12 protein-coding genes are annotated in these 24,623 nt (G+C 72.4%); 7 read left to right on the plus strand and 5 right to left on the minus strand.

Features of this window, described 5'->3' with window-relative positions; all coding sequences use genetic code 11:
- Positions 1–4 precede the first annotated feature (4 nt).
- The 3 genes from IEY87_RS22160 to IEY87_RS22170 are packed head-to-tail and all read left to right on the plus strand — an operon-like array spanning position 5 to position 12,223.
- Complete coding sequence (locus tag IEY87_RS22160; protein WP_225277277.1) at positions 5–7,063, plus strand: non-ribosomal peptide synthetase; 7,059 nt, start codon at positions 5–7, stop codon at positions 7,061–7,063.
- The gene (locus tag IEY87_RS22165) at positions 7,060–10,977 is read left to right on the plus strand and encodes a non-ribosomal peptide synthetase (protein ID WP_189140635.1); all 3,918 of its coding nucleotides are present in this window, start codon (positions 7,060–7,062) and stop codon (positions 10,975–10,977) included. The genes IEY87_RS22160 and IEY87_RS22165 overlap by 4 nt, the downstream gene beginning before the upstream one ends.
- Positions 10,955–12,223, plus strand: a complete 1,269-nt coding sequence (locus IEY87_RS22170) for an MFS transporter (RefSeq protein ID WP_189140636.1) — start codon at positions 10,955–10,957, stop codon at positions 12,221–12,223. Before IEY87_RS22165 ends, IEY87_RS22170 begins: the two co-directional genes overlap by 23 nt.
- On the opposite strand, the gene IEY87_RS22175 is transcribed toward IEY87_RS22170, so the two are convergent.
- The 3 genes from IEY87_RS22175 to IEY87_RS22185 all read right to left on the minus strand — a co-directional run bounded on the left by IEY87_RS22175 (position 12,213) and on the right by IEY87_RS22185 (position 14,724).
- Positions 12,213–13,250, minus strand: a complete 1,038-nt coding sequence (locus IEY87_RS22175) for an LLM class F420-dependent oxidoreductase (protein ID WP_189140637.1) — start codon at positions 13,248–13,250, stop codon at positions 12,213–12,215. The two genes, IEY87_RS22170 and IEY87_RS22175, sit on opposite strands and share 11 nt — an antisense overlap.
- A gap of 94 nt (positions 13,251–13,344) precedes the next feature.
- Positions 13,345–13,878: a dihydrofolate reductase family protein gene (locus IEY87_RS22180; protein ID WP_189140638.1), complete on the minus strand. Its 534-nt coding sequence runs from the start codon at positions 13,876–13,878 to the stop codon at positions 13,345–13,347.
- Between the two features lie 84 nt (positions 13,879–13,962).
- The gene (locus tag IEY87_RS22185) at positions 13,963–14,724 is read right to left on the minus strand and encodes an SDR family NAD(P)-dependent oxidoreductase (protein ID WP_189140639.1); all 762 of its coding nucleotides are present in this window, start codon (positions 14,722–14,724) and stop codon (positions 13,963–13,965) included.
- Between the two features lie 115 nt (positions 14,725–14,839).
- Here IEY87_RS22185 and IEY87_RS22190 point away from each other — a divergent pair, with 115 nt between their 5' ends.
- Positions 14,840–17,128 carry a HelD family protein gene (locus tag IEY87_RS22190; protein WP_189140640.1) on the plus strand — a complete coding sequence of 763 codons (2,289 nt, stop codon included), beginning with the start codon at positions 14,840–14,842 and terminating at the stop codon, positions 17,126–17,128.
- Positions 17,129–17,141: 13 nt separating this feature from the next.
- Here the strand turns inward: IEY87_RS22190 and IEY87_RS22195 are convergent, their stop codons facing one another.
- On the minus strand, positions 17,142–17,588 hold the full coding sequence (locus tag IEY87_RS22195) for a MarR family winged helix-turn-helix transcriptional regulator (protein WP_189140641.1): 447 nt from the start codon (positions 17,586–17,588) through the stop codon (positions 17,142–17,144).
- Between the two features lie 149 nt (positions 17,589–17,737).
- Between IEY87_RS22195 and IEY87_RS22200 the strand changes: the two genes are divergently transcribed.
- The 3 genes from IEY87_RS22200 to IEY87_RS22210 all read left to right on the plus strand — a co-directional run bounded on the left by IEY87_RS22200 (position 17,738) and on the right by IEY87_RS22210 (position 23,245).
- Complete coding sequence (locus IEY87_RS22200; RefSeq protein ID WP_229699372.1) at positions 17,738–20,926, plus strand: efflux RND transporter permease subunit; 3,189 nt, start codon at positions 17,738–17,740, stop codon at positions 20,924–20,926.
- A gap of 81 nt (positions 20,927–21,007) precedes the next feature.
- A complete protein-coding gene (gene purB / locus IEY87_RS22205; RefSeq protein WP_189140643.1) occupies positions 21,008–22,438 on the plus strand; it encodes an adenylosuccinate lyase in 1,431 nt (476 codons plus the stop codon).
- Between the two features lie 246 nt (positions 22,439–22,684).
- Entirely contained in the window at positions 22,685–23,245 is a 561-nt protein-coding gene (locus tag IEY87_RS22210; RefSeq protein WP_229699367.1) for a hypothetical protein, read from the plus strand.
- A 139-nt stretch (positions 23,246–23,384) separates the two neighbouring features.
- On the opposite strand, the gene IEY87_RS22215 is transcribed toward IEY87_RS22210, so the two are convergent.
- On the minus strand, positions 23,385–24,515 hold the full coding sequence (locus IEY87_RS22215) for a serine hydrolase domain-containing protein (RefSeq protein ID WP_225277278.1): 1,131 nt from the start codon (positions 24,513–24,515) through the stop codon (positions 23,385–23,387).
- Between the last annotated feature and the right edge of the window lie 108 nt (positions 24,516–24,623).

Below are 24,623 nucleotides of genomic sequence, written 5' to 3' on the forward strand. Positions count from 1 at the left end.
CGACGTGGACGGCGTACGCGAGCGGCTGGCCCGGCTCAGCCCGCAACAGCGCGCCGCACTGGAGGCCCGCCTCGCCCGCTCCGGGAACGGCCGCCCGGCTCGCCCACGAGACCCACGAGACGACGGCCCGCCATCCATCCCACGCCGGTCAGGTGCCGCCGCGCCGCTCTCCGACGCCCAGCGGCGCCTCTGGCTCGTCGACCAGCTCGACCCGGGCAACCCCGCCTACACGCTGTCGTGGGCGTACAAGATCGAAGGCGACCTGGACGCCGCCGCGCTCGCGGCGGCCTTCGACGCCCTCGTGGAGCGGCATCCGATCCTCGGGTACGTCATCGACGCCCGCGACGGCGAGCCACACCAGCTCCCCGGCCCTGTACGGCCTGCGCTGCTGGTCGAGACGCTGCCCACCGCCGAAGCCGACGCCGCCGCCCGGCACGAGGCCCGCTTCCGCTTCGACTTGAGCACGGGCCCACTGACCAGAGCCCGCCTGATCCACGTGACCCCCGCCCCCGGAGAGCAGCGCCCGTCCGGTCCGGGACAGGGGCCGCAGGAGCATCTGCTGGTTCTCACGGTTCACCACATCCTGGCCGACCGCTGGTCGGTGGCGATCCTGTTCGAGGACCTGTTGCGCCTCTACGCCGGCGACCCGCTCACCGCCGTGCCCGTCGCCTACGCCGACTACGTGGCTTGGCGGGCCGAACGACCGCAGAGCTCGAAGGAGGACCTCGACCACTGGCGGCAGGCGCTCCAAGGGCTGCCGGACGTACTCGACCTGCCCGCCGACCGGCCGAGACCCCCCGCACGGACCAACGAGGGCCGGCGGCTGCTGTTCGACCTGGACAAGCGGCTCGCGGATGATCTGCGCGAATTCGCCGCCGGGCAGCGCGCCACCCCGTTCATGGTGCTCGTCGCCGGCCTCCAGGCGCTGCTCGCCCGCTACACCGGCCAGCCCGACATCCCGCTCGGCACCCCGATGTCCGCCAGGCCGTACCCCTCGCTCGACCAGACCGTCGGCCTGTTCCTCAATACCGTCGTCCTGCGCGGCGACCTGTCCGGCGATCCCACCTTCACCGAGCTGGTACGGCGCACCAGGGAACGGGTGCTGACCGCCTTCGACCACGCGAGCGTGCCGTTCGAGACCCTCGTCGACGACCTGGCCACCGGCCGGGACCTGTCCCGCAACCCGCTCTTCCAGGTCATGATCGCCTACCAGAGCACTCCGGCCCTGCCGGGCGACTCCCGTGGCCTGCGCCTCGAACGCCTGGACGTCCGGCCCGGCACCGCCATGTTCGACCTGGACCTCATCGTCGAAGAGCGCCCCGACGGCGGGCTGCTGTGCGTCCTGGACTACGCCACCGACCTGTTCGACGACGACCGCATCGAACGCCTGGCCGCCCACCTGCGCACCCTGCTCACCGCCGCCGTCGCCGACCCGGCCCTGCCGCTGTCGCGCCTGCCGCTGATGGGCCCCGGCGAACTCCACCGCACCCTGCGCACCTGGAACGACACCACGCTCGCCCACCCCGAGCGCGGCATCCACGAACTCGTCGCCGACCAGGCCGCCCGCACCCCGACGGCGGTGGCGGTCGAAGGCCCGGACGGCTCCACCCTGACCTACGCCGAGCTCGAGTCCCGCGCCGCCGCCCTGGCGGACCGGCTCGGCCGGCTCGGCGTCACCCGGGAGACCCGGGTCGGCGTCTGCCTGCCCCGCGACCCCGGCCTCCTGGTGGCGCTGCTCGCCGTCCTCAAGGCCGGAGGCTGCTACGTCCCCCTGGACCCCGCCTACCCCCCGAACCGCCTGACCCAGATCCTCACCGACTCCGCCGCCACCCTGGTCCTCACCGCCACCCCCTTCACCGACCGACTCCCCGCGAACCCTCCCCTCCTTCTCCTCGACCACCCCGACACCCTTCACCGCGCCGACCAGCCCGATCATCCCGATCCACAGGGGCGGATGGCGGCGCGTGCCTTCCACCTCGACCAGGCCGCGTACCTCATCTACACCTCCGGCTCCACCGGCCGCCCCAAGGGCGTGGTGGTGCCGCACCGCGGTCTGGTCAGCCTGCTCTCGGATGTACGGACCCGTCCCGGACTCGCTCCTGGCGCCCGCTATCTGTTCCTGACCTCCGTGTCCTTCGACATCGCCATGATCGAGATCTACGGCCCACTGGTCACCGGCGGGACGGTCGTGATCGCCTCCACGGCCGACATCGACCGAGTCCACCACCTCATCCAGCACGGCGACCTGCACACCGTCCAGACCACCCCCTCGGTGCTGGAGGGCCTGCTGCCCGCTCTCGCCCACGGCGGCGTCCCCCGAGTGGTCAGCACGGGCGAGGCCCTGCCCGGCCCGCTCGCCGCCCGCCTGCTCAAGGTCACCGGCGAGCTCTGGGACCTGTACGGCCCGACGGAGACGACCGTCTGGTCCACCCGGCTCCAGGTCACCGACGGCACCGGCGGCTCCATCGGCACACCGGTGGCCAACACGACCGCATATGTAGTGGACAGGGACCTTCATCCGGTGCCGATCGGGGTACCTGGGGAGCTGCTCCTGGGCGGCGTGGGCGTGACGCGCGGCTATCACGGCCGGGCGGGGTTGACGGCTGAGCGGTTCGTACCGGATCCGTTCGGCGGCGGCGGGGGCCGGTTGTATCGGACCGGGGACTTGGTCCGGTGGTGCGCTGACGGGTCGCTGGAGTATCTGGGGCGGCTTGATGACCAGGTGAAGGTTCGCGGGGTGCGGATCGAGCTGGACGAGGTCGCGTCCGTGCTGGGCGAGCATCCGCTGGTGGGGCGTGCGGTGGTGGCCGTTCGGGAGGATGCTCCAGGCGGGCGCGGCTTGGTCGCCTACGTGGTGCCGGCACAAGGCGACGACGTCCCTGGCGGTGTGGTGCGGGCGGATGACAACGGTCCGGGCAGTAGGGACGCCCAGGATCGCGAGGCGGAGGCCGCGGCCGAGTCCGTGCGTGAGCATGCGGCCGGTGTGTTGCGGGGTCACCTGCGGGCGAGGTTGCCGGAGGCGATGATTCCGGCCGCGTTCGTGCTGGTGGACGACTTCCCGGTGTTGCCCAGCGGCAAGCTGAACCGCGCCGCCCTGCCGCCACCCCCGATGCCGAGCACCGGAGGCCCCCGCCTGCACCCGCCCCGAACCCCGGCGGAAAGCACTCTGCACGCCATCTGGACCGAACTCCTCCAACGCGACGACATCGGCACCGAGGACGACTTCTTCGCCCTGGGCGGCCACTCCCTGCTCGCCATGCGGCTCGTGGTCAGACTCAGGGACAAGCTCGGCGCCGAGGTATCGCTCCGGCAGTGCTTCGAAACCCCGACGATCGCCGGACTGGCCGACCTCATCACCGCCAGGACCGGCGCGACCATGGAGAGCTCGTTCGCCAAGGCCGCCGGCCGGGCGCGTGACGGACAGGTGCCGCCGTCACACGCCCAGGCCCGCCTGTGGTTCCTGGACCAGCTCGACCCCGGCAATCCCGCCTACAACGTGGCCTGGGCCGAGCACCTGACCGGCCCCCTCGACCCGGACGCGATGACCGCCGCGTTCGACGCGCTGGTGGACCGGCACGAGGCCCTGCGCCTGGTCATCGTGGCGCAGGACGGCGAGCCACTGCTGCGCGAGGGCCAGCACCGGCCCCGCCTGTCCGTACGAGATCTCTCCAGCTCACCGGAGCCCCCAGGAGAAGGGCCCGGCACCGCCGAATCAGGCGGGGATCAACGTGCTGCGACCGATCAGGAGCCCGCGACCGATCACCTTGTCACGTCCGATCGGCCTCCCGCGCCAGGTGTCGTCGTGATCGGGCGGGAGGAGGCGCGCCGTCGGTTCGAGCTGGGGGAGGGGCCGCTGGTGCGGGCGCTGCTGGTGCGCAGCGGGCCGGGTGAGCATGACCTGTTCCTCACCCTGCACCATGTGATCGCCGACCGGTGGAGCCTGTCGATCCTGCTGCGCGACCTGATGGAGCTGTACCGGGCCCAGATCACCGGCACCCCGGCCGAGCTGCCCGAGCTGGCCGCCGGATACCGGGACTTCGCCGTCTGGCACCGGGAGCGGGTGTCGGGCCGGGCCGCCGATCTGGCGTACTGGAAGGACGCGCTCGCCGACGCGCCCGCGACGCTGGATCTGCCCGCCGACCGGCACCGGCAGGGGCTGGCGAGCCTGGAGGGGCGGCGGCTGACGTTCACCATCGACGCGGAGACCGTGGCCGCCGTGCGGGCCTGCGCGCTGGAGCGGCAGGTGACGCCGTTCATGGTGCTGCTGGCGGCGTTCCAGGCGGTGCTCGCCCGCTACACCGGGCGGTATGACATCCCGGTCGGCACGCCGGTGTCCGGGCGGGCGCATCCGGAGGTGGAGGAGATCGCGGGGCTCTTCCTCAACACGCTCGTCCTGCGCGGCGACCTGTCCGGCGAGCCGAGCTTCGCCGAGTTGCTGCGCCGCACCCGAGACCGGGTGCTGGACGCGCACGACCATGCCGAGCTGCCGTTCGAGGTGCTGGTGCAGGAGCTCGCCGAGGAGCGGGACCTGGCCAGGAACCCGCTGTTCCAGGTGATGCTCGCCTACCAGAACGTGCCGCCGTCGCCGCCGGAGGTGGCGGGGATCGGGCTGCGCACCCTGGACATCGATCCGGGGGTCACGCAGGCGGACCTGCACCTGGTGGTCGAGGAGGCGGACGAGCGGCTCGCGGGAGTGCTGCACTACGCGACCGACCTGTTCGACCACGACCGGATGGAGCGATTCGCCGATCACTTCCGCGCGTTCCTCGCGGCGGCGGTGGCCGACCCCGAGCGCCCGGTGGCCGACGTGCCCATCCTCACCCCCGCCGAGCTGACCACCATCCTGCACGCGAACGACACGACCACCACCTTCGGGTACGCCATCTCATCGGCCCCGGCGGAGCCGGTCACCGGCCCGGCCGCCGACGGTCAGGCGCTCGCGACGCTGCCCGCGCTGGTGGCCGAGCAGGCGCTGCGGACCCCGTACGCGCCCGCGCTGGGTTTCGAGACCCCGCAGGGGGGCTGCGCGTGGCTCACCTACGAGGAGTTCACCGCCAGGGTGAACCGGCTGGCCAGGCGGTTGCGCGCGCTGGGCGCCGGACCAGACCAGGTGGTGGGGGTGTGCCTGGAACGGGGGCCGGAGCTGGTCATCGCGGTGCACGCGGTGGTCGCCGCCGGCGCGGCCTACCTGCCGCTGGAGCCGGACCACCCGGCCGATCGGCTGGCGGGCATGCTGGCCGACGCGGGCGCCCGGCTGGCCATCTCGACCGGCGGCCACGCGGCGCGGCTGCCGAACGAGGTCACCGCCGTACTGCTCGACCGCGACGCGGAAGCAGTCGTACCCGACCGCGACGCGGAAGCAGTCGTACCCGACCGCGACGCGGAAGCAGTCGTACCCGACCGCGACGCGGAAGCAGTCGTACCCGACCGCGACGCGGAAGCAGTCGTACCCGACCGCGACGGGGAGGCCGTTGTACGCGACCGCGACGGGGAGGGCGTCGTACTCGATCGCGATGCCGAAGCCGTCGTCGGCGCGGAGTCCGGACCGGTCGGCGTCCCGATCCATCCGGACTCGCTCGCGTATGTGATCTTCACGTCGGGCTCCACCGGCAGGCCCAAGGGCGTCGGCGTCTCCCACCGGGCGATCGTGAACCGGCTGCGCTGGATGCAGGACGTCTTCCGGCTGACCACCGACGACCGCGTCCTGCACAAGACGCCCTTCTCCTTCGACGTGTCGGTGTGGGAGCTGTTCTGGCCGCTGATGACGGGGGCCGGGCTGGTCGTGGCACGGCCCGGCGGCCAGGCCGACCCCGCCTACCTGGCCGGCCTGCTCGGCAGCGAGGCGGTCACCACGGCGCACTTCGTGCCGTCCATGCTGGACGCCTTCCTCGCCGAACCCGGCCTGGACGAGCGGCTCGGCGGGCTGCGTACCGTGATCTGCTCGGGGGAGGCGCTCGGCGCCGACCTCGCGGACCGGTTCGCGGCCGCGCTGCCCCGCGCCGGCCTGCACAATCTGTACGGTCCGACGGAGGCGGCGGTCGACGTCTCCTGGCACGCGTGCCGGCCGGGAGAGCCCGCGATCCCGATCGGGCGGCCGGTCGCCAACACCCGCCTGGAGATCCTCGACGAGCGGCTGAACCGTGTGCCGATCGGGGTGCCGGGCGAGCTGTGGATCGGCGGCGTGCAGCTCGCCCGGGGGTACGCCGGCCGGCCGGGGCTGACGGCCGAGCGGTTCGTCCCCGACCCGCACGGGCCGCCCGGCGGGCGGTTGTACGACACCGGCGACCTGGCGCGGTGGCGGCCCGACGGCGAGATCGAGTATCTCGGCCGGTCCGACCACCAGGTCAAGATCCGTGGCATGCGGGTCGAGCTCGGCGAGATCGAGACGGCCCTGACCGGCCTGCCGGGCGTACGCGCCGCCGCGGTACGCGCGGTCCGGGACGGCGCGGGGCTACGCCTGGCCGGTTACGTGGTCCCGGAGAAGGCGGCCGCCGATCACGTGGTCACCGACAAAGACACGCAGCCCGGCGGGGGCCTGGCCGAGGGTGGCACGCCGTCCGGCGGAGGCCGGTCGGCTGAGGATGTCCCGGCCGGTCGTGACTGGGCCGGGCTGCTGCGGGACAGGCTGCCGGATCACATGATCCCCAGGACGTGGACCGTGCTGGACGCGCTGCCGCTCAACCGCAGCGGCAAGCTGGACCGCAACGCCCTGCCGGACCCGCGGGCGCCGAGGGCGACGGTGCACGCCGAGCCGGAGGGCGCCGCCGAGCTGGCCGTCGCCGCGGCCTGGCGCGGCGTCCTCGGGCTGGACCAGGTGTCGGCGCACGACAACTTCTTCGCCGTCGGCGGCGACTCCATCCGCAGCCTCAAGGTGGTCGCCCGCCTGCGCGAGGCCGGCTACGCCGTGCGGCTTGAGCAGCTCTTCCTCCACCAGACCGTCCGCGAACTCGCCGGACGGCTCCTGCCCGCCCAAGCAGCCGAACGCCCCGAGGCGGCGCCCGCGGCGTTCGGCCTGCTCAACCCCGAGGATCTGGCACGAATGCTGGAAGGCGAGAAGCGATGACAGTGACGACGGGAGCCGCACGCGGCCTGGAGGACGCCTATCCTCTGGCCGCGCTGCAGGCAGGCATGCTCTACCACAGCGCGTACGAGCCGGACGCGACCACCTACCACGACCTGACCACGATGACGCTGCGCGGCCGGTTCGAGCGGGAGGCCTTCGAGGCGGCGCTGGCCGAGGTGACGGCCCGCCATCCGGTGCTGCGCACGTCGATGGACCTGACGGGGTTCAGCGAGCCGCTGCAGTTCGTGCACCGCTCGGCCGTGCTGCCGCTGGAGGTGACGGATCTGTCGGGCGATCCGGCGGCCCGCGAGGAGGTGGCGCGGTGGGCGGAGGAGGAGAAGCGGCGGCCGTTCGACTGGGCGACGCCGCCGCTGGCCCGCGCGCACGTCCACCTGTTCGAGGACGACCTGTTCGCCTTCAGCCTGAGCTTCCACCACGCGATCCTCGACGGGTGGAGCGTGGCCGCCCTGATCACCGAGCTGTTCCGCCGCTACCACGGGCAGCTGACCGGCGAGCCGCTCCCGGTCGAGCGGCCTGGGGCCGCCTTCCGGGAGCTGGTCGCCACCGAGCGGGCCACGCTCGCCTCCGCCGAGGCGCGCGACTTCTGGCACGCCCAGGTGGCCGACGCCCCCGACACGCGCCTGCCCCGCCTGCCGGACCGGCCGGGGGGCGAGGGCGTCGAGGTGCTGCGCCTGCCGATGGAGCTGGAGCGGGTGGAGGAGGCGGCCCGGCAGCTGAAGGTGCCGCTGCGCACCGTGCTGCTCGCCGCGCACCTGCGCGTCCTGGCGCTGCTCACCGGCGAGAGCGAGGTGCTGACCGGCCTGGTCACGCACAGCCGCCCGGAGAGCGAGGCGGGCGAGGAAGTGCTCGGCCTGTTCCTGAACACCGTCCCGCTGCGCGTCGACGTGGCCGCCCCGACCTGGGCGGAGCTGGTACGGCGGGTGTTCGACGCGGAGGTGGCGCTGCTGCCGCACCGGCAGTATCCGCTGTTCGAGATCCAGCGGGCGGCCGGCCGCTCGCCGCTGCTGGACGTGCTGTTCGACTTCCGCGACTTCCACGTCTACCGGGGCATGCCCGGCATCGACATCGTGGAGCAGGACTTCTTCGAGCAGACGGACCTGCCGTTCGCGGCCGGATTCACCCGCTCGCGCGAGCACGGCGGCTTCGACCTGACCATCACCTACGACCGGGGCCAGTTCGGCGCCGGGCAGATCGCCCGCGCCGGTGAGCTGTACGCGACGGCGCTGCGGCAGGCCGCCGACGTCGGCGCCGACCCCCGCGACACCGCCCCCTACCTGACCGGTGACGCCGCGGCCATCGACGGCTGGAACGCCACCGCCCGCCCCTACCCGGCCGCCACCCTGCACGAGCTGATCGCCGAGCAGGCCACGCGCACCCCGACCGCGCCCGCCGTCTGCTACGACGGCACCTGGCTCACCTACCGGGAGCTGGCGGCGCGCGCCCGGGCGGTCACCTCCCGGCTGCTGGCGGTGGGCACCGCCCCCGGCGACGTCGTCGGCGTCTGCCTGGAACGCGGGCCCGATCTGCTGCCCGCGCTGCTCGGCGTGCTCGGCGCCGGCGCCGCCTACCTGCCGCTGGAGCCGGAGCTGCCGCCGGAGCGACTCGCGTACATGATCGAGGAAGCGGGGGCGCGCGTCGTGCTCACCGGCGCGGCCGGGGCGGCGGGGCTGCCGGACGGTGTCGCCCTGCCCGTGAGCGGCCCCGCGCCGCAGGCAACCGCGCCGCAGGCCGCCGTGGCGGCGCGCGCGCACCCGGACTCACTCGCGTACGTGATCTTCACGTCGGGCTCCACCGGCAGGCCCAAGGGCGTCGGCGTCTCCCACCGCGCGATCGTGAACCGGCTGCTGTGGATGCAGGACACCTTCCGGCTGGCCCCCGGCGAGCGCGTCCTGCACAAGACGCCGCTGTCGTTCGACGTGTCGGTGTGGGAGCTGTTCTGGCCGCTGACGGTCGGGGCCGGGCTGGTCGTCGCCGAGCCCGGCGCGCACCGCGACGGCGCCCGCCTGGCCGCGCTCGCCACCGAGCAGCGGGTCAGCACCCTGCACTTCGTCCCGTCCATGCTGGAGCTCTTCCTCGACGAGCCGGACCTGCCGGCCGCGACCCGCGTCATCTGCTCCGGCGAGGCGCTCAGCGCCGAGCTCGCCGCCCGCTTCCACGAACGCCTCCCGGACACCGCGCTGCACAACCTGTACGGTCCGACCGAGGCGGCGGTCGACGTCACCTGGCACGCCTGCGCGCCCGGCGAGAGCCTGGTGCCCATCGGCGGGCCGGTCGCCAACACCCGCCTGGAGATCCTCGACGCCGACGGCCGCCGGGTCCCCGTCGGCACGCCCGGAGAGCTGTGCCTGGGCGGCGTCCAGCTCGCCCGCGGCTACGTCAACCGGCCGGGACTGACCGCCGACCGGTTCATCCCGGATCCGTACGGTCCGCCCGGCGCCCGCCTCTACCGCACCGGCGACGTGGCCCGCTGGCTGCCCGGCGGCGAGGTGCAGTACCTGGGCCGGACCGACTTCCAGGTGAAGATCCGCGGCCAGCGGGTGGAACTCGGCGAGATCGAGGCGCTGCTCGCCGCCCACCCGGCCGTCCGCGCCGCCGTCGTCGTCCTGCGCGGCGAACGCCTGGTCGGCTACATCGTCCCCGAAGGCAAGGAACACCCCGACGGCGAGGAGCTGCCCGGCGGCGAGGAGCTGCCCGACCTGGCTGCGGTCCTGCGCCGGCAGCTGCCCGACTCCATGGTCCCGGCCACCTGGGTGCGGCTCGACGCGCTGCCCGTCACCGCCAACGGCAAGCTCGACCGGGCCGCGCTGCCCGACCCGGGCGACGCCGGCCGCGCCCCGTACCTGCCTCCCCGCGACCCGTTCGAGGCCAAGCTGGCCACCCTGTGGGAGGAGACGCTCGGCGTCGACGCCGTCAGCGTCCACGACGACTTTTTCGCTCTGGGCGGCCACTCCCTGCTCGCTCTGCGCCTGACCATGCGGCTGCGCAAGGAGCTGGGCCGCGACGTGCCGCTGTCCACGGTGCTCACCGCGCCGACCGTCGCCCAGCTCGCCGTCGAGCTGCGCCGCCCGCAGGACAACGACGGCGCCCCCCAGCGGATCGTGCCGCTGCGCCCGGCCGGGGAGCGCGACCCGCTCTTCCTGTTCCACGCGCTCGGCGGCCAGGTCTTCCGCTACCTGCCGCTGACCCGCCACCTCGGCACCGACCAGCCGGTCTACGCGGTGCAGGCGGCCGGCCTGGCCCCCGGCGAGCGACCGCACGCGACGCTGGCGGAGATGGTCGACGACTACACCGCGCACCTGCTCCAGGTCCGCCCGCACGGCCCGTACGTGCTCGGCGGCTACTGCATCGGCGGCAACATCGCGCTGGAGACCGCCCGGCGGCTGCGCGCGATGGGCGAGCAGGTGCCGCTCGTCGTCCTGTTCTACTCCGACGCCGCCGAGCCGGTGCTGCGCGCCTCGCTGGAGGACGACGCGGTGCTGCTCATGCACGCGCTGGCCGGCGGCCCGGTGCAGGTGAACCTGGACGACCTGCACCAGATGGACCCCGACGAGCGGCTGCTCGCCGTGATCGACGCCGCCGCCCGCGCCGACAAGCTGCAGCCCGACACGGCCGACCTGCGCCAGGCGCGCCGCTTCGTCGAGGTCTTCCGCGCCAACGCGCACGCCGTCGGCCACTACCGGCACGAGCCGTACGACGGCGACGTCCTGCTGTTCTCACCCACCGCCGAAGGCGTCGCACCCGACGACATGGGCTGGGGCGACGTCGTCACCGGACGGCTGCGCATCTCGCCCATCCACGGCGAACGTTTCACCGTCATGTACGAACCCAGGGTCGCCCTCGCGGCCGCCGAGTTGAGGAGCAGCGTCGACCATGGCCTCACCCCCCACGACTGAACCCACAACCCTCTGGAGGAACAGGGACTTCCTCAAACTGTGGTCCGGCGAGAGCCTGTCCCTGGTCGGTTCCCAGGTCACCGTGCTGGCCATGCCGATCGTGGCCTACCTGTGGCTGAACGCCTCCGTCGCCGAGATGGGCGTGCTCGGCGCGCTGGCCAGGCTGCCCATGGTGCTGTTCTTCGTGGTGGGCGTCTGGGTGGACCGGATGCGCCGCCGCCCGGTCCTCATCTGGAGCGACGTCTTCCGCGCGTTCATGCTCGCCACCGTGCCGGTGCTGTTCGCCATGGACATGCTGACGCTGTGGTGGCTGTACGTGGTCGTGTTCGCGATGGGCGTGGCGGGGGTGCTGTTCGAGATCGCCTACCGCTCCTACCTGCCGATCCTGGTGCCGCCGGAGCACCTCGGCGACGGCAACAGCAAGCTGCAGCTCAGCGACTCGGTCTCCAAGGCGGTCGGCCCCAGCCTGGCCGGCGTCCTCATCGCCACCCGCTCGGCGCCGCTGGTCATCCTGGTGGACGCGGTCAGTTACGTGCTGTCGGCGCTGTGCCTGATCTCCATCCGCAAGCGGGAGGACCCGCCGCCGCCCGACGACGGCGGCACCATGATCGCGGCCATCCGGCAGGGGTTCGGCTTCGTGATGTCGCAGCCGATCATCCGCCCGCTGGCCATCGCCAGCGCCGTCTACTCCTTCTTCGACATCGGCATCCTGCAGACCCTCTACATCCCGTACGTGATCGACGGCGCCGGGGTGCCGGCCGGCTGGGTCGGGGCGGTGCTGGCCGTCGGCGGGATCGGCGCGATCGCGGGCGCGTGGCTGTCGGTGCGGCTGATGAAGCGGGCGGGGCCGGGGCCGACCATGTTCTGGTCGACGGTCGTCGGCAACAGCGCGCTCATCCTGGTGCCGCTCGCGGGCGGCCCGCTGTGGCTGGCGATCGGCATCCTGGCCGTGTCCCAGCTGCTCGTCGGCCTGTGCACGCAGATCTTCGTGGTCAACAACATCACCGTGCTGCAGTCGGCGGCGCCGCGCGAGCTCGTCGGCCGGGTGATCGCCACCATCTGGGCGATGGGGCTGGTGCCCGCGCCGCTGGGCGCCCTGGTCGCCGGGCTGCTCGGTCAGGCGGTGGGCATGCGGCCGGTGGTCCTGGTCGCGGCGGTGATCGGCGCGGTGGTGCCGATGATCGTGCTGGCCAGGTCGCCGATCCCGAAGATGCGCGAGATGCCGCAGGCGCCGCTCACGAGCTGAGCTCTGCGAGCCAGCCGAGCTGCTCGGCGCGGTCGTCCACGGTGGGCGCGTTGAGTCCGACGATCAGCCTGGTCGCGCCCGCCTTGCGGTAGGCGGCGAGCCGCTCGCGCACCCGCTCGGGGGTGCCGCACAGGGACAGGGCGTCGACCAGGTCGTCGGGCAGCTCCTCCACGGCCTCGCCCAGGTCGCCGTCGAAGTAGGCGTCCTGGACGCGGGTGGCGGCTGGGCCGAAGCCGAGGCGGTGGGCCAGCCGGTTGTAGAAGTTCACCCCCCGGCTGCCCATGCCGCCGAGGTAGAGGGCCAGCATGGGCCGGATGAGGTCGCGGGCGTAGTCGGCGTCGTCGTCCACCATGGCCATCACCATGGGCGACACCTCCACCCGCGTCACGTCCCGCCCGGCTCGGGCGGCCCCGGCGCGCAGGTGCTCCATCGTGTCGGCGAGGTGCTCGGGCGGGAAGTGGATGGGCAGCCAGCCGTCGGCGATCTCCCCGGCCAGCTCGACCGCCTTCGGCCCCATGGCCGCCAGGTGGACGGGCAGGGGCTTGCGCACCGGTGAGACCGTCATGCTCAGCGCCTTGCCGCGGCTGTCGGGCAGCGGCAGCACGATCTCGGGGCCGTCGTGCTCGACCGGCCGCCCGTCCAGCGCGGTCCGTACCACGCTCACGTAGTCGCGCAGGTGGGCCAGCGGCCGCTCGTAGCGGTGCCCGTGCCAGCCCTCGGCCACCTGCGGCCCGGAGGCGCCGAGCCCGAGCAGGAACCGGCCGCCTGACAGGCGGTCGACGGTGGCGGCGGCCATCGCCGCGGAGATCGCGGTACGGCCCGACACCTGCAGCACGCCGGTGCCGAGGTTGATGCGCTCGGTGCCGGCCGCCAGCCACGCCATCGTGGTGACCGGATCGACCCCGTAGCCTTCGGAGGCCCACACCGAGTCGTAGCCCAGCCGCTCGGCCTCTCGCACGAGCTTCAACTGGGCCTCGTGGGTGGCCGCCACCGGCCCCAGGGTGCCAATGCTGAATCCGAGCCGCACTGCCGCCTCCTCAACGCCGGGGATCTTGCCACTTTCCCGCAGAATGTCCGGCAAATCCAGGGGTCCGCGGGTCCGGAAGGCCCGGGTCCGCGCGTCAGGAGTCGACGGTGTAGGTGGACTGGACGACGCCCGCGCCGAACACCTGGGTGAACCGGTGGGTGAGCGAGACGTCGCCGTCGAGCGGGCCGAACAGCGGCAGGCCGGTGCCCAGCAGGACGGGCACCGTGGTGATGGTGAGATCGTGGATCAGCCCCGCCCGCAGGAACGAGCGGATCACCTGGCCGCCGTCGGCGTAGACGCGCTTGACCCCGCTCTCGGCCAGCCCCTCGATGAGCCGGTCGAGGTCGCGGTAGACGGTGACGCGCGGGTCCGCGCCCGGCTCCAGGCGGGTGCTGAGCACGGCGACCCGCATCCCTTCGTACGGCCAGGAGTCGAACCTCAGCCCCGCCTCGTAGGTGCCCCGGCCCATCACGACGGCGTCGATGCCGGCGATGAACTCCTGGTAGCCGAGGTCCTCGCCGGCGGCCTCGCCCCGGCTGGTGAGCCAGGCGAGGTCACCGTCGGGCCGGGCGATGAAGCCGTCGAGGCTGGTGCCGATGAACACCGAGGCGGTGAACGGTGCGGTCATGGTCGTCTCACTTCCCGGCGGACAGGGCGGCGTTACCTTCATAAACTGGATCGCACGGATCTACTTTGTAAAGCGCGAGGCGTCTCAGTGCACGAAGAAGCCGCCGTCGACGAACAGCATCTGGCCGGTGACGAACGCGCTGGCGTCGCCGGCCAGGAAGACGGCGGCGCCGGCGAAGTCCTGCGGCAGCCCGTTGCGGCCGGCCATGTGCCGGGCGGCGAGCTGCTCGACGCGGCCGGGGACGGCCTGGGCGGGCTCGGTGAGCGGGGTGAGCACGAAGCCGGGGATGATCGTGTTGACGCACACGCCGCGCGGCGACCAGGCCTCGGCCTGCGAGCGGGTCAGCCCGCCGAGGGCGGCCTTGGCGGCGCCGTACACGCCGCTGTCGCCGAAGGCGCTGACGGTCTGCTGGGAGCCGATGTTGATGATGCGGCCCCAGCCGCGCTCGGCCATGCGCGGGCCGAAGTGCTGGCCGAGCAGGAAGGGGGCGGTGAGGTTGACCGCGATGGTCTGCTCGTAGTCGTCGGCGGTGAGCTCGGCCATGGGTTTGCGGATGTTGTTGGCGGCGTCGTTGACCAGGATGTCGATCCGGCCGGCCGCCGCGCAGACCCGCTCGACCGCCTGCCGGTCGCCCAGGTCGGCGCTGATGCTGGAGGCTCGCACGCCGTGCCCGCCGAGCCGCTCGACGGCCTGGTCGAGCTCGGCCTGCCTGCGCGCCACGATCACCACGTCCGCGCCGGCCCGCCCGAGGGCCTCGGCGATGGCCTGGCCGATGCCGGAGCTGCCGCCGGTCACGAGGGCGCGCCGGCCGGCGAGGGAGAACAGATCGCGGAGGTAGTCAGCCACGACCGGAGAAGGTAGCACGGACCCGCGCTCGACCCTTGCCTGGGGAGCACACGAAAGGTACGCTGAACCGCCCGTTGACAAAAGGCAACCGTCCCACTAGGGAGTATAGCAGCTAATGGCTAATCGTCAAGATGCTCTTGCTGAAGCCCTTGACACCGAACAGCGTGTCGTCTCGGCGCTGTACGACCGGCTCGACCAGGCCAGGACGCGCGCGCGGGCGACGCTGCGCCAGGTGCACGGCCTGGGCGGCGCGAGCGGCACCCGCCAGGCCATGGTGGAGCGCGAGGTGATGGCGTCGGAGCAGGCCAGGAGGCTGGCGCAGCTGCACGCCGTCGAGCGCGGCCTGTGCTTCGGCCGGATCGACGACCGCTCGGGCCGGACCGTCTACGTCGGCCGGATCGGGCTGCGGGACGAGGAGCACGAGTCGGTGCTGATCGACTGGCGGGCCCCGGCCGCCCGCGCCTTCTACGTCGCCACGGCCACCGACCCCGGCGCCGTGCTGCGCCGCCGCCACCTGCACACCAGGGACCGCCAAGTGGTGGGGCTCGACGACGAGGTGTTCGACCTGGCGGGGCTGAGCGACGGCGACCGACGCACGCTGGTGGGCGAGGCGGCCCTGCTGGCGGCGCTGCGCCGGGGCAGGACGGGCCGGATGAGCGACGTGGTGGCCACCATCCAGACCGAGCAGGACCGGGTGATCCGCGCCTCCATGCAGGGCGCCCTGGTGGTGCAGGGCGGGCCTGGCACCGGCAAGACGGTGGCCGCCCTGCACCGCGCCGCCTACCTCCTCTACACCCACCGCGCCACGCTGGAGCGCCGCGGCGTGCTGGTGGTGGGCCCGAACGCGATGTTCCTGCGCTACATCGGCCAGGTGCTGCCCGCGCTGGGGGAGACGCAGGTGGTGATGGCCACGCTCGGGGAGCTGTTCCCGGGAGTGCGCGCCACCGCCGCCGACGAGCCGCGGGCCGCGGTGGTCAAGGGCGACGCCCGGATGGCCGCCGTGGTGGCCGGGGCGGTGCGGGAGCGGCAGCGGGTGCCCGACGGGGACCTGGAGGTGGTGACCGACGGGCTCACGCTGCGGGTGCCGTACGAGGTGTGCGCGGGGTTGCGGGCGCGCGCGCAGGCGGTGCGCCTGCCGCACAACATGGCACGCAAACTGTACGTCCTGGAGATGCTCAAGGAGCTGGCCCTGGCCGAGGCGCGGGCGCTGGAGGCCTCGCTGCGGCTGGAGGAGATGGAGCTGGAGGACCCGGAGCTGGCCGGGCCGCTGGATCTGGAGGGGGAGCTGGACGAGGTCGACCTGCGGCTGAACGGCCGGCGGCTGTGGGCGGAGCCGGAGGTGCGCCGGGCGCTCGACGCGCTGTGGCCGGAGCTGACGCCGCAGCGGCTGATCGCGTGGCTGCTGGCCTCGCCGCGGACGCTGCGGGCGCTCGCACCGCCGGGGCTGGACTGGCGGGCGCTGGTGCGGCCGGCGGACGCCGCCTGGACGGTGGACGACGTGCCGCTGCTGGACGAGGCCGCCGAGCTGCTGGGCGAGGACGACTCGGCCGAGCGGGAGGCGAGCAGGCGGCGGCGCGAGGACTGGCAGGAGCAGGAGCTGTACGCCGCGGAGGTGCTGGAGTCGACGGGACTGGCGCGGGAGGGCATCTTCCAGCGGGCGGAGGTGCTGGCCGAGCGGCACGCCGGCGACGGGGAGGAGCTGAGCACCGCGGACCGGGCCGCGCGCGACCGGACGTGGGCGTACGGGCATGTGATCGTGGACGAGGCGCAGGAGCTGTCGGCGATGGCGTGGCGGCTGGTCATGCGCCGGGTGCCGGCCAAGTCACTGACGGTCGTGGGCGACATCGCGCAGACGGGTTCGGCGGCGGGCGCCCGGTCGTGGGGCGAGGTGCTGGACCCCTACCTGGAGGGGCGCTGGCGGCAGGAGCGGCTGGAGGTGAACTACCGGACCCCGGCCGAGATCATGCGCGTGGCGGCCGACGTCCTGCGCGCGATCGATCCGGCGCTGCGGCCGCCGGAGTCGGTGCGCGAGGGGGAGGCCGAGCCGCGTGCGGTCCGTTCGGGCGTGGCGGGCCTGCCGGAAGTCGTGGCGCGGGAGCTGGCGGCGATCGGCGAGGGCCGGCTCGGCGTGGTGACCTCCGATGCCGTGCACGGGCGGGTGGCGGCGCTGTTCCCGGACGGGGGTCTGGACGCGCCGGTGACGGTGCTGACGGTGACGCAGGCCAAGGGGCTGGAGTTCGACGGGGTCGTGGTGGTGGACCCGGCGGGGATCATGGCGCAGTCGCCGATGGGGACGCGGGACCTGTACGTGGCGATCACCCGGGCGACCAGGCGGCTGACGGTGGTCCACGAGGGCGAGCCGCCCGCGCTGCTGGACCGCCTCGTCAACGAATCTACAATGTAAAGGCGCCGGCCGGTCACGTTCCGTACAGATCCTCGGCGACCTCGCGCATGCGATGGCTGACCTGGCTCAGGCAGTGGAGCATGTCGGTGTCGAGGTAGTTCATGATCGACTGGTATTGCTGCAGGCCGGCGTCGTTGATCTGCTCGACGAGCTTCAGACCGGCCGGGGTGAGCTCGACCCGGCGCACGCGGCGGTCGTGCGGGTCCTCGTGCCGGCTGACGAGGCCGTGGGCGACCAGCCGGTCCACGATGCCGGTGACCGTGCCGAGCGCCACGCCGAGGTGGTGGGACAGCTCCTGGCCGGTGGCCGAGCCGCGCACCGACACCATCATGACCACCGTGAGCTGGCGCATCGTCAGGTTGGAGGAGAACAGGGGAGACTGCAGCCGGGAGAAGGCCTTGACGATGCCGCGCTGGTTTTCGAGGATCCGCCGGGTCAGTTCTTCACGTTCGTCGTTCACATTCGCCTCTCGTTCCTGAGAAGGTTATCAGGAAAGTCACGTTGTCCTAATATTTCGTTCAAGGCGAAGTGTTAGTCTCTGGGCAATATATTTTCGAAGGGACGCCGATGACCGCACTCGCCCGGTTAAGCCTCGCCAATCGCAGTCTTGTGATCTTGCTCGCGGTGGTGCTGACCGCCTTCGGCGCGTTCACGATCCCGCAGCTCAAGCAGCAGTTGCTGCCTTCCCTGTCCTTCCCGGGCGCGTTCGTGGTGGCGTCCTACCCCGGCGCTTCGCCGGACATCGTGGAAGAGCAGGTTACCCAGCCGATCGAGGACTCCTTCCAGGGCCTGGACGGCATGGAGACGCTGACCTCGACCTCCAAGGAGGGCCTGGCGCAGATCCAGGTGGCCTTCGCGTTCGGCACCGACGTCGAGGCGTCGGTGAACAAGATGCAGCAGGCGGTGTCCCGGATCCAGGGCCAGTTGCCGGCCAACGTCGAGCCGCAGGTGGTGGCGGGTAACACCGACGACATCCCCGTGCTGGTGCTGAGCGTGGGCGACGGCGGCGATCCCCGCGCGATGGCCGACGAGCTGCGCACGATCATGGTGCCGGAGCTGCAGGCCGTCGACGGGGTCCGCGAGGTCCAGGTCACCGGCGTCCGCGACGAGGTGGTGACGATCACCCCCGACGTGAAGAAGATGGCGCTGGCCGGGGTGTCGCCGGCGCAGATCCCCGAGGTGCTGCGGGCCAACGGGACGCCGATCCCGGCGGGCGCGCTGGTCGACGACGGCAAGTCCCTGACGGTGCAGGTGGGCACGCGGGTCGACTCGCTCGCCAAGCTGCGCGGCCTCTACCTGACGCCGGCCCAGCCGCAGGCCCAGACCCAGCAGCCCCAGCAGTCCCAGCCGCAGCAGGCCCGCCCCGGCCAGCCGCAGGCCCAGACACAGGCTCAGGCGCAGCCGGTGGTCAAGCCCAAGCCGCTCAAGCCGGTGAAACTGGGCGACGTGGCCACGATCGAGCGTGACCTGGCCGACGCCACCACCATCACCCGCACCGACGGCAAGACCAGCCTCGGCGTGTCGGTGACGATGTCACCCGACGGCAACGCGGTGACGATCTCGCACGACATCGCCGCGAAGCTGCCCGAGCTCGGCCGGGCGCTCGGCGACAGCTCCGACAAGGCGGTGGAGATCGTCTTCGACCAGGGCCCGTACGTGGAGGAGTCGATCGAGAGCCTCACCACCGAGGGCCTGCTCGGCCTGGGCTTCGCGGTGCTGGTCATCCTGGTCTTCCTGCTGTCGGTGCGCTCCACCGTGGTGACCGCGGTGTCCATCCCGCTGTCGGTCGTGATCGCGCTGATCGCCCTGTGGGCGGGCGACTACTCCCTCAACATGCTGACGCTCGGCGCGCTGACGATCGCGGTCGGGCGGGTGGTGGACGACTCGATCGTGGTGCTGGAGAACATCAAACGCCACCTCAGCTACGGCGAGGCGAAACAGTCCGCCATCCTCGCCGGTGTGCGCGAGGTGTCCGGCGCGGTGACGGCGTCCACGCTGACGACGGTCGCGGTGTTCGCGCCGATCGCCATCGTGGGCGGCATGGTGGGCGAGCTGTTCAGCCCGTTCGCGATCACCGTCGCGGTCGCGCTGCTGGCCTCGCTGGTGGTGTCGCTGACGGTGGTGCCGGTGCTGGCGTACTGGTTCCTCAAGGCGCCCGACCTGACGCCGGAGCAGGCCCGCGCCCAGCGGGACGCCGCCGAGGCCAAGGAGCTGCGCAGCCCCCTGCAGCGCGCCTACCTGCCGGTGCTGCGCTTCGCCACCCGCTTCAAGCTGGTGACGGTGCTGATCGGGGTGGCGGTGATGGTCGGCACCATCGGGCTGGCCGGCGGCCTGCGCACCAACTTCCTGGACTCCTCCGGGCAGAACACGATCTCGCTCAGCCAGCGGATGCCCGTCGGCAGCGACCTGGTGACCACCGACAAGGCCGCCGCCAAGGTCGAGGACGTCCTGGCCGGCCTCGACACGGTGGAGTCCTACCAGGTGAACGTGGGCGGCGGCAACGCCATGATGGGCGGCACCGGCGGCGGCGCCGACCGGGCCTCCTACTCGGTGACGCTCAAGGAGGACGCCGACACGCCCCAGGTGGAGCAGCAGCTCCGCGACAAGCTCGCCACCCTGTCGGGCATCGGCGAGGTCACCGTCGGCGGCGCCGGCGGAGGCGGCGGCGGGTTCTCCAGCGACACCGTGGACGTGATCGTGCGGGCCCCCGACACCGACGCGCTGCGCACGGCCGCCGACGCGGTCACCGCGGCGATGGGCCAGGTGACCGGACTGCGCGACGTGGCGTCCAACCTGGAGACCAGCGCCCCGCGCATCGAGGTCCGCGTCGACCGGGAGGAAGCCGCCGAGCGCGGGCTGTCGGAGGCGCAGATCGGCCAGGCGGTGGCGCAGGCGTTCCGCGGCGCGCCGCTGGGCGAGCTCACCCTCGACGGCCGGGCCAGCGACCTGGTGCTGCGCGGCGACGACGCGCCGGAGAACGTCAAGGCGGTCAAGGACCTGGAGCTGCCGACCGCCGCCGGCATGGTGAAACTGTCCACGGTGGCCGACGTCGAGCAGGTCGCCGGTCCCACCCAGATCACCAGGATCGACGGCGAACGGTCGGCGACGGTGTCGGCCAAGGCATCCGCCGCCGACCTGGGCGCCGTCACCCAGACCCTGACCACCAAGCTCGACGGGCTCGGCCTGGCCGCCGGCTCGTCGTACGAGATCGGCGGCGCGTCCGCCGACCAGCAGGACGCCTTCGCGGATCTGGGGCTGGCGATGCTGGCCGCCATCGCGATCGTGTTCATGATCATGGTGGCGACGTTCCGGAGCTTCGTGCAGCCGCTCATCCTGCTGGTGTCGATCCCGTTCGCGGCGACCGGCGCGGTGGGCCTGCTGGTGGCGACGGACACGGCGATGGGCGTCCCCGCGCTGATCGGCATGCTCATGCTGATCGGCATCGTGGTGACGAACGCGATCGTGCTGATCGACCTGATCAACCAGTACCGGGACCAGGGCATGGGCATCGTGGAAGCGGTGATCGAAGGCGGCCGCCGCAGACTGCGGCCGATCCTGATGACCGCGATCGCGACCATCTGCGCCCTGATCCCGATGGCGCTCGGCGTGACCGGCTCCGGCGGGTTCATCTCGCAGCCGCTGGCGATCGTGGTGATCGGTGGCCTGGTCACCTCGACGCTGCTCACGCTCGTCCTGGTGCCGACGCTCTACACGATGGTCGAGCGGGGCAAGGAGCGGCTGCGCCGCACCCCCGCCCCCGCCCAGCCCGACGTCAAGGTGCTGACGCCGACGCCGTGACCCCCGCCCCGGCCGGGGCGCCGTCCGCCCGTACGACCTGCGTGCCGTACGGGCGGACACGGGTGAATACACTTGTCCGACGTGACTTCCAAGCCGCTTATCCCCGATGTTCTGGCCGCCCGATACGCCTCGCCCGAGCTGGCCCGCCTGTGGTCGCCCGCATACAAGGTGGTCGCGGAGCGGCGGCTGTGGCTGGCGGTCCTGCGCGCCCAGGCCGAGCTCGGCGTCGCGGTCCCCGAGCAGGCGATCGGCGACTACGACAAAGTCGTCGACCAGGTCGACCTGGCCTCGATCGCCGAGCGGGAGCGGGTGACGCGCCACGACGTCAAGGCGCGCATCGAGGAGTTCAACGCGCTGGCCGGGCACGAGCAGGTGCACAAGGGCATGACCTCCCGCGACCTGACGGAGAACGTCGAGCAGCTGCAGGTGCGCGACAGCCTCCTGCTGGCCCGCGACCGCGTGGTCGCCCTGCTGGCCCGCCTCGCCGCGCTGGCCACCGAGCACGAGGCCACCGTGCTGGCCGGCCGCTCGCACAACGTGGCGGCGCAGGCCACCACCCTCGGCAAGCGGTTCGCCTCCGCCGCCGACGAGCTGCTCGTCGCCTACCGCAGGCTGGACGAGCTCATCGCCCGCTACCCGCTGCGCGGCGTCAAGGGCCCGGTCGGCACCGCCCAGGACATGCTGGACCTGCTGGGCGGCGACGCGGGCAAGCTCGCCGAGCTGGAGGACCGGGTGGCCGGCCACCTCGGCTTCACCCACCGCTTCACCAGCGTCGGCCAGGTCTATCCCCGCTCGCTCGACTTCGAGGTGGTCACCGCCCTGGTCCAGCTCGCCGCCGCCCCCTCCTCCCTCGCCAAGACCATCCGGCTGATGGCCGGGCACGAGCTGGTCACCGAGGGGTTCAAGGAGGGACAGGTCGGCTCCTCGGCGATGCCCCACAAGATGAACACCCGCTCCTGCGAACGCGTCAACGGCCTGACCGTGGTGCTGCGCGGCTACGCCTCCATGGTCGGGGAGCTGGCCGGCGACCAGTGGAACGAGGGTGACGTGTCCTGCTCGGTGGTGCGCCGGGTGGCGCTGCCGGACGCGTTCTTCGCCTTCGACGGGCTGATGGAGACGATGCTGACGGTTCTGGACGAGTTCGGCGCGTTTCCGGCGGTGATCTCCGCCGAGCTCGACCGCTACCTGCCGTTCCTGGCCACGACCAAGATGCTGATGGCGGCCGTCCGCTCCGGGATGGGCCGCGAGCAGGCCCACGAGCTGATCAAGGAGCACGCGGTCGGGTCGGCGCTGGCGATGCGCTCGCGCGGCGCCGCCAACGAGTTGCTCGACCGGCTGGCCGCCGACGACCGCTTCCCCCTGGACCGGCCGGCGCTGGACGCTTTGCTGGCCGACCGGGTGTCGTTCACCGGAGCGGCAGGCGGCCAGGTGGCGGCGGTGGCCGAGCGGGTGGCCCAGGTCGCCGCCGCGCACCCCGACGCGGCGGCCTATCGGCCGGGAGCGATCCTGTGATCGACCGGCGTTCTCCGCTGGGCGCGGAGGGCCTCTGACCTGCCGCCGCGGTGCCCGCCCAGGCACTGCGGAAGGGTACGGGGCTCGCGGATTCGCCCGCCGAGCTCCAGCGGCACGGTGCGGTTCTGCCGGGTCTGCTCGGCCACGGGGATTCCGGTGGCTTCTTCGACCGTCAGGCAGGGGGCGAGCGCGTCGCCTCAGGCACGAATCCGTCACGACATCCGCAGGTCACGCCACCAGATCGCGATGGGGATGCACACCGCCTTCGTGGCTGTCGGGTACGCCATCGGGCTCGGTGCACCTTCCCGATGTGACGTTTATGATCGCGTCAGTAGCCAGACGATCATCGGCGGAAGCGAAGGCGATATGACTGTCGTTCAGCGACCCTTAGCCGTCAGCCTGCTGGTCTGCAGCCTGCTGACCGTGTCGTGTGGCAGCGGGCTGAGCGAGGGCAGCAGGCATGCATGCCTGGCCGGCGATGCGGTGGCGGCCTACGTGGAAAGCATGGCGAAGAGCTTCATCCCGCAGCTGATGGTCCAGGTCGCGCCGGTCGGTAAGAACTCCATCCAGGAACTGTCCGAACGCGCCGACGACCCAGAGATCAAGGCGGCGGTGACACGCCTGGCCGACGCAGCAGGGTCCTACAAGGGTGAAGACACCTACACCGACCCCTCGATCGAGCGGAATTACAAGGCCCGCCTCGCCAAAGCCCGGCAGGACCTGCGCGACCGGTGCGACTTGGCGCCTGAGGACTACGCCGAGTATGCCAGGAGTCGTGCGTCCTCCTCGCCGGCCCCGACGAAGTAGGTCGGGCGAGGAGGACTGCCCACGGTCGCGGACTGCACCCGAGCGGAGACCTCCTTGTCCCATGGAGTGTGTCTGCTCATGGTGTCGGCCTACCGGACGCGCCCGTAGGGCCGCCAACCGTCGGGCCGGGCTTCACGCCCTACGGGCAGAGGACGGCTTCGCCGGCTTTGGCCATCGCGGGGATGACCACGCTGTCGTCGGCGGTGCTCCGCGTGACGGACATCTCGAACTGCTGCCGGCCATCGGTCGAATAGAGGATCAGTGTGGTGTAGCCGGGCGCCGAGCCGCCCTGTATTCTCATGTCTCCTTCGCACTGGCCCGCGCGCTTCCGCGAGCCGCCCTGCTGCCCGCCGCCCTGCTGGGCGCCGCCACCGGGGCCACCGGTGAGGATCTCCTGCAACCACGGCGGCAGCAGCTTGCCCTGGTCAAAGGCCCGCTGGAAGGTGCTGACGTCACGCGTGGTCGAGATGACGCCGCCGGCCCCGTTGCCCCAGCTGGCGTTGAAGCGGTCCACGTCACGCAGGATGCCGGCGGAGTCGGGGTAGTAGCCGTGCCCGTGCGGGCCCTCGATGCCCTCCGGGGGCTTGGTGGCCATGTAGGTCAGGGTCATGCCGAGCGGGCGGAACAGACGCCCGTTGAGCTCGCCGGCCAGGGTGTGCCCGGTCACCTTCTCGATGATCATGCCTATGAGGGTGAAGTTGGTGTTGGAGTAGGTGAACTTCTCGCCCGGCTTGCCGGTGCGCGGTCGGCCCCGCGTCATCTTCACGATGTCGATGGGCCGGTAGTAGGTGGTGAAATCGAAGACGTCGAACGCCGGTTCGGTCGAGTCGCCCTCGTAGAACCAGTCGGGGATACCGGAGGTGTGCTGGACCAGCTGCTGGACGGTGATCTTGTCGGCTTGTGCCACCAGCCCGTCGGCGGCCACCTCGGGCAGCAGGTCGGCGAGTTTGTCGTCCAAGCCGAGCTTGCCCTTCTCGACGAGTTGAAGGAGCACGGTGGCCACCATCACCTTGGATTGCGAGCCGATGCGGAAGCGGGAGTCCGCCAGGATCGTGCCGCCTTTGCCGTTGAGCAGCCGCGACCCAGCGGTGCCACGGCCGGCGAGCTTGCCGTCCACGTACGCGCCGCCGATCGCGCCCACGATGCCGGGCGTCTCGGCCAGCTTCTCCATGGCCTGCTGGACGTCGCCGACCGCGATGGCGCCGGCGGCCGTCGCGGGCGAGGCGGTGGCCAGCAGCAGGGCTGCCACGGTCATGGCGGCAACGGACATGTACTTCAAGACAACAACTCCTTCGAGGGGACGAAAAGGGTCAGGAAAACGGGCGGGCCACGCTCCGTACGCTCCCGCCGTCAACCCGATCCACTGTCGGCCAGCCGT

It is taken from the genome of Nonomuraea glycinis (assembly GCF_014646515.1).
Lineage (GTDB): Bacteria > Actinomycetota > Actinomycetes > Streptosporangiales > Streptosporangiaceae > Nonomuraea > Nonomuraea glycinis.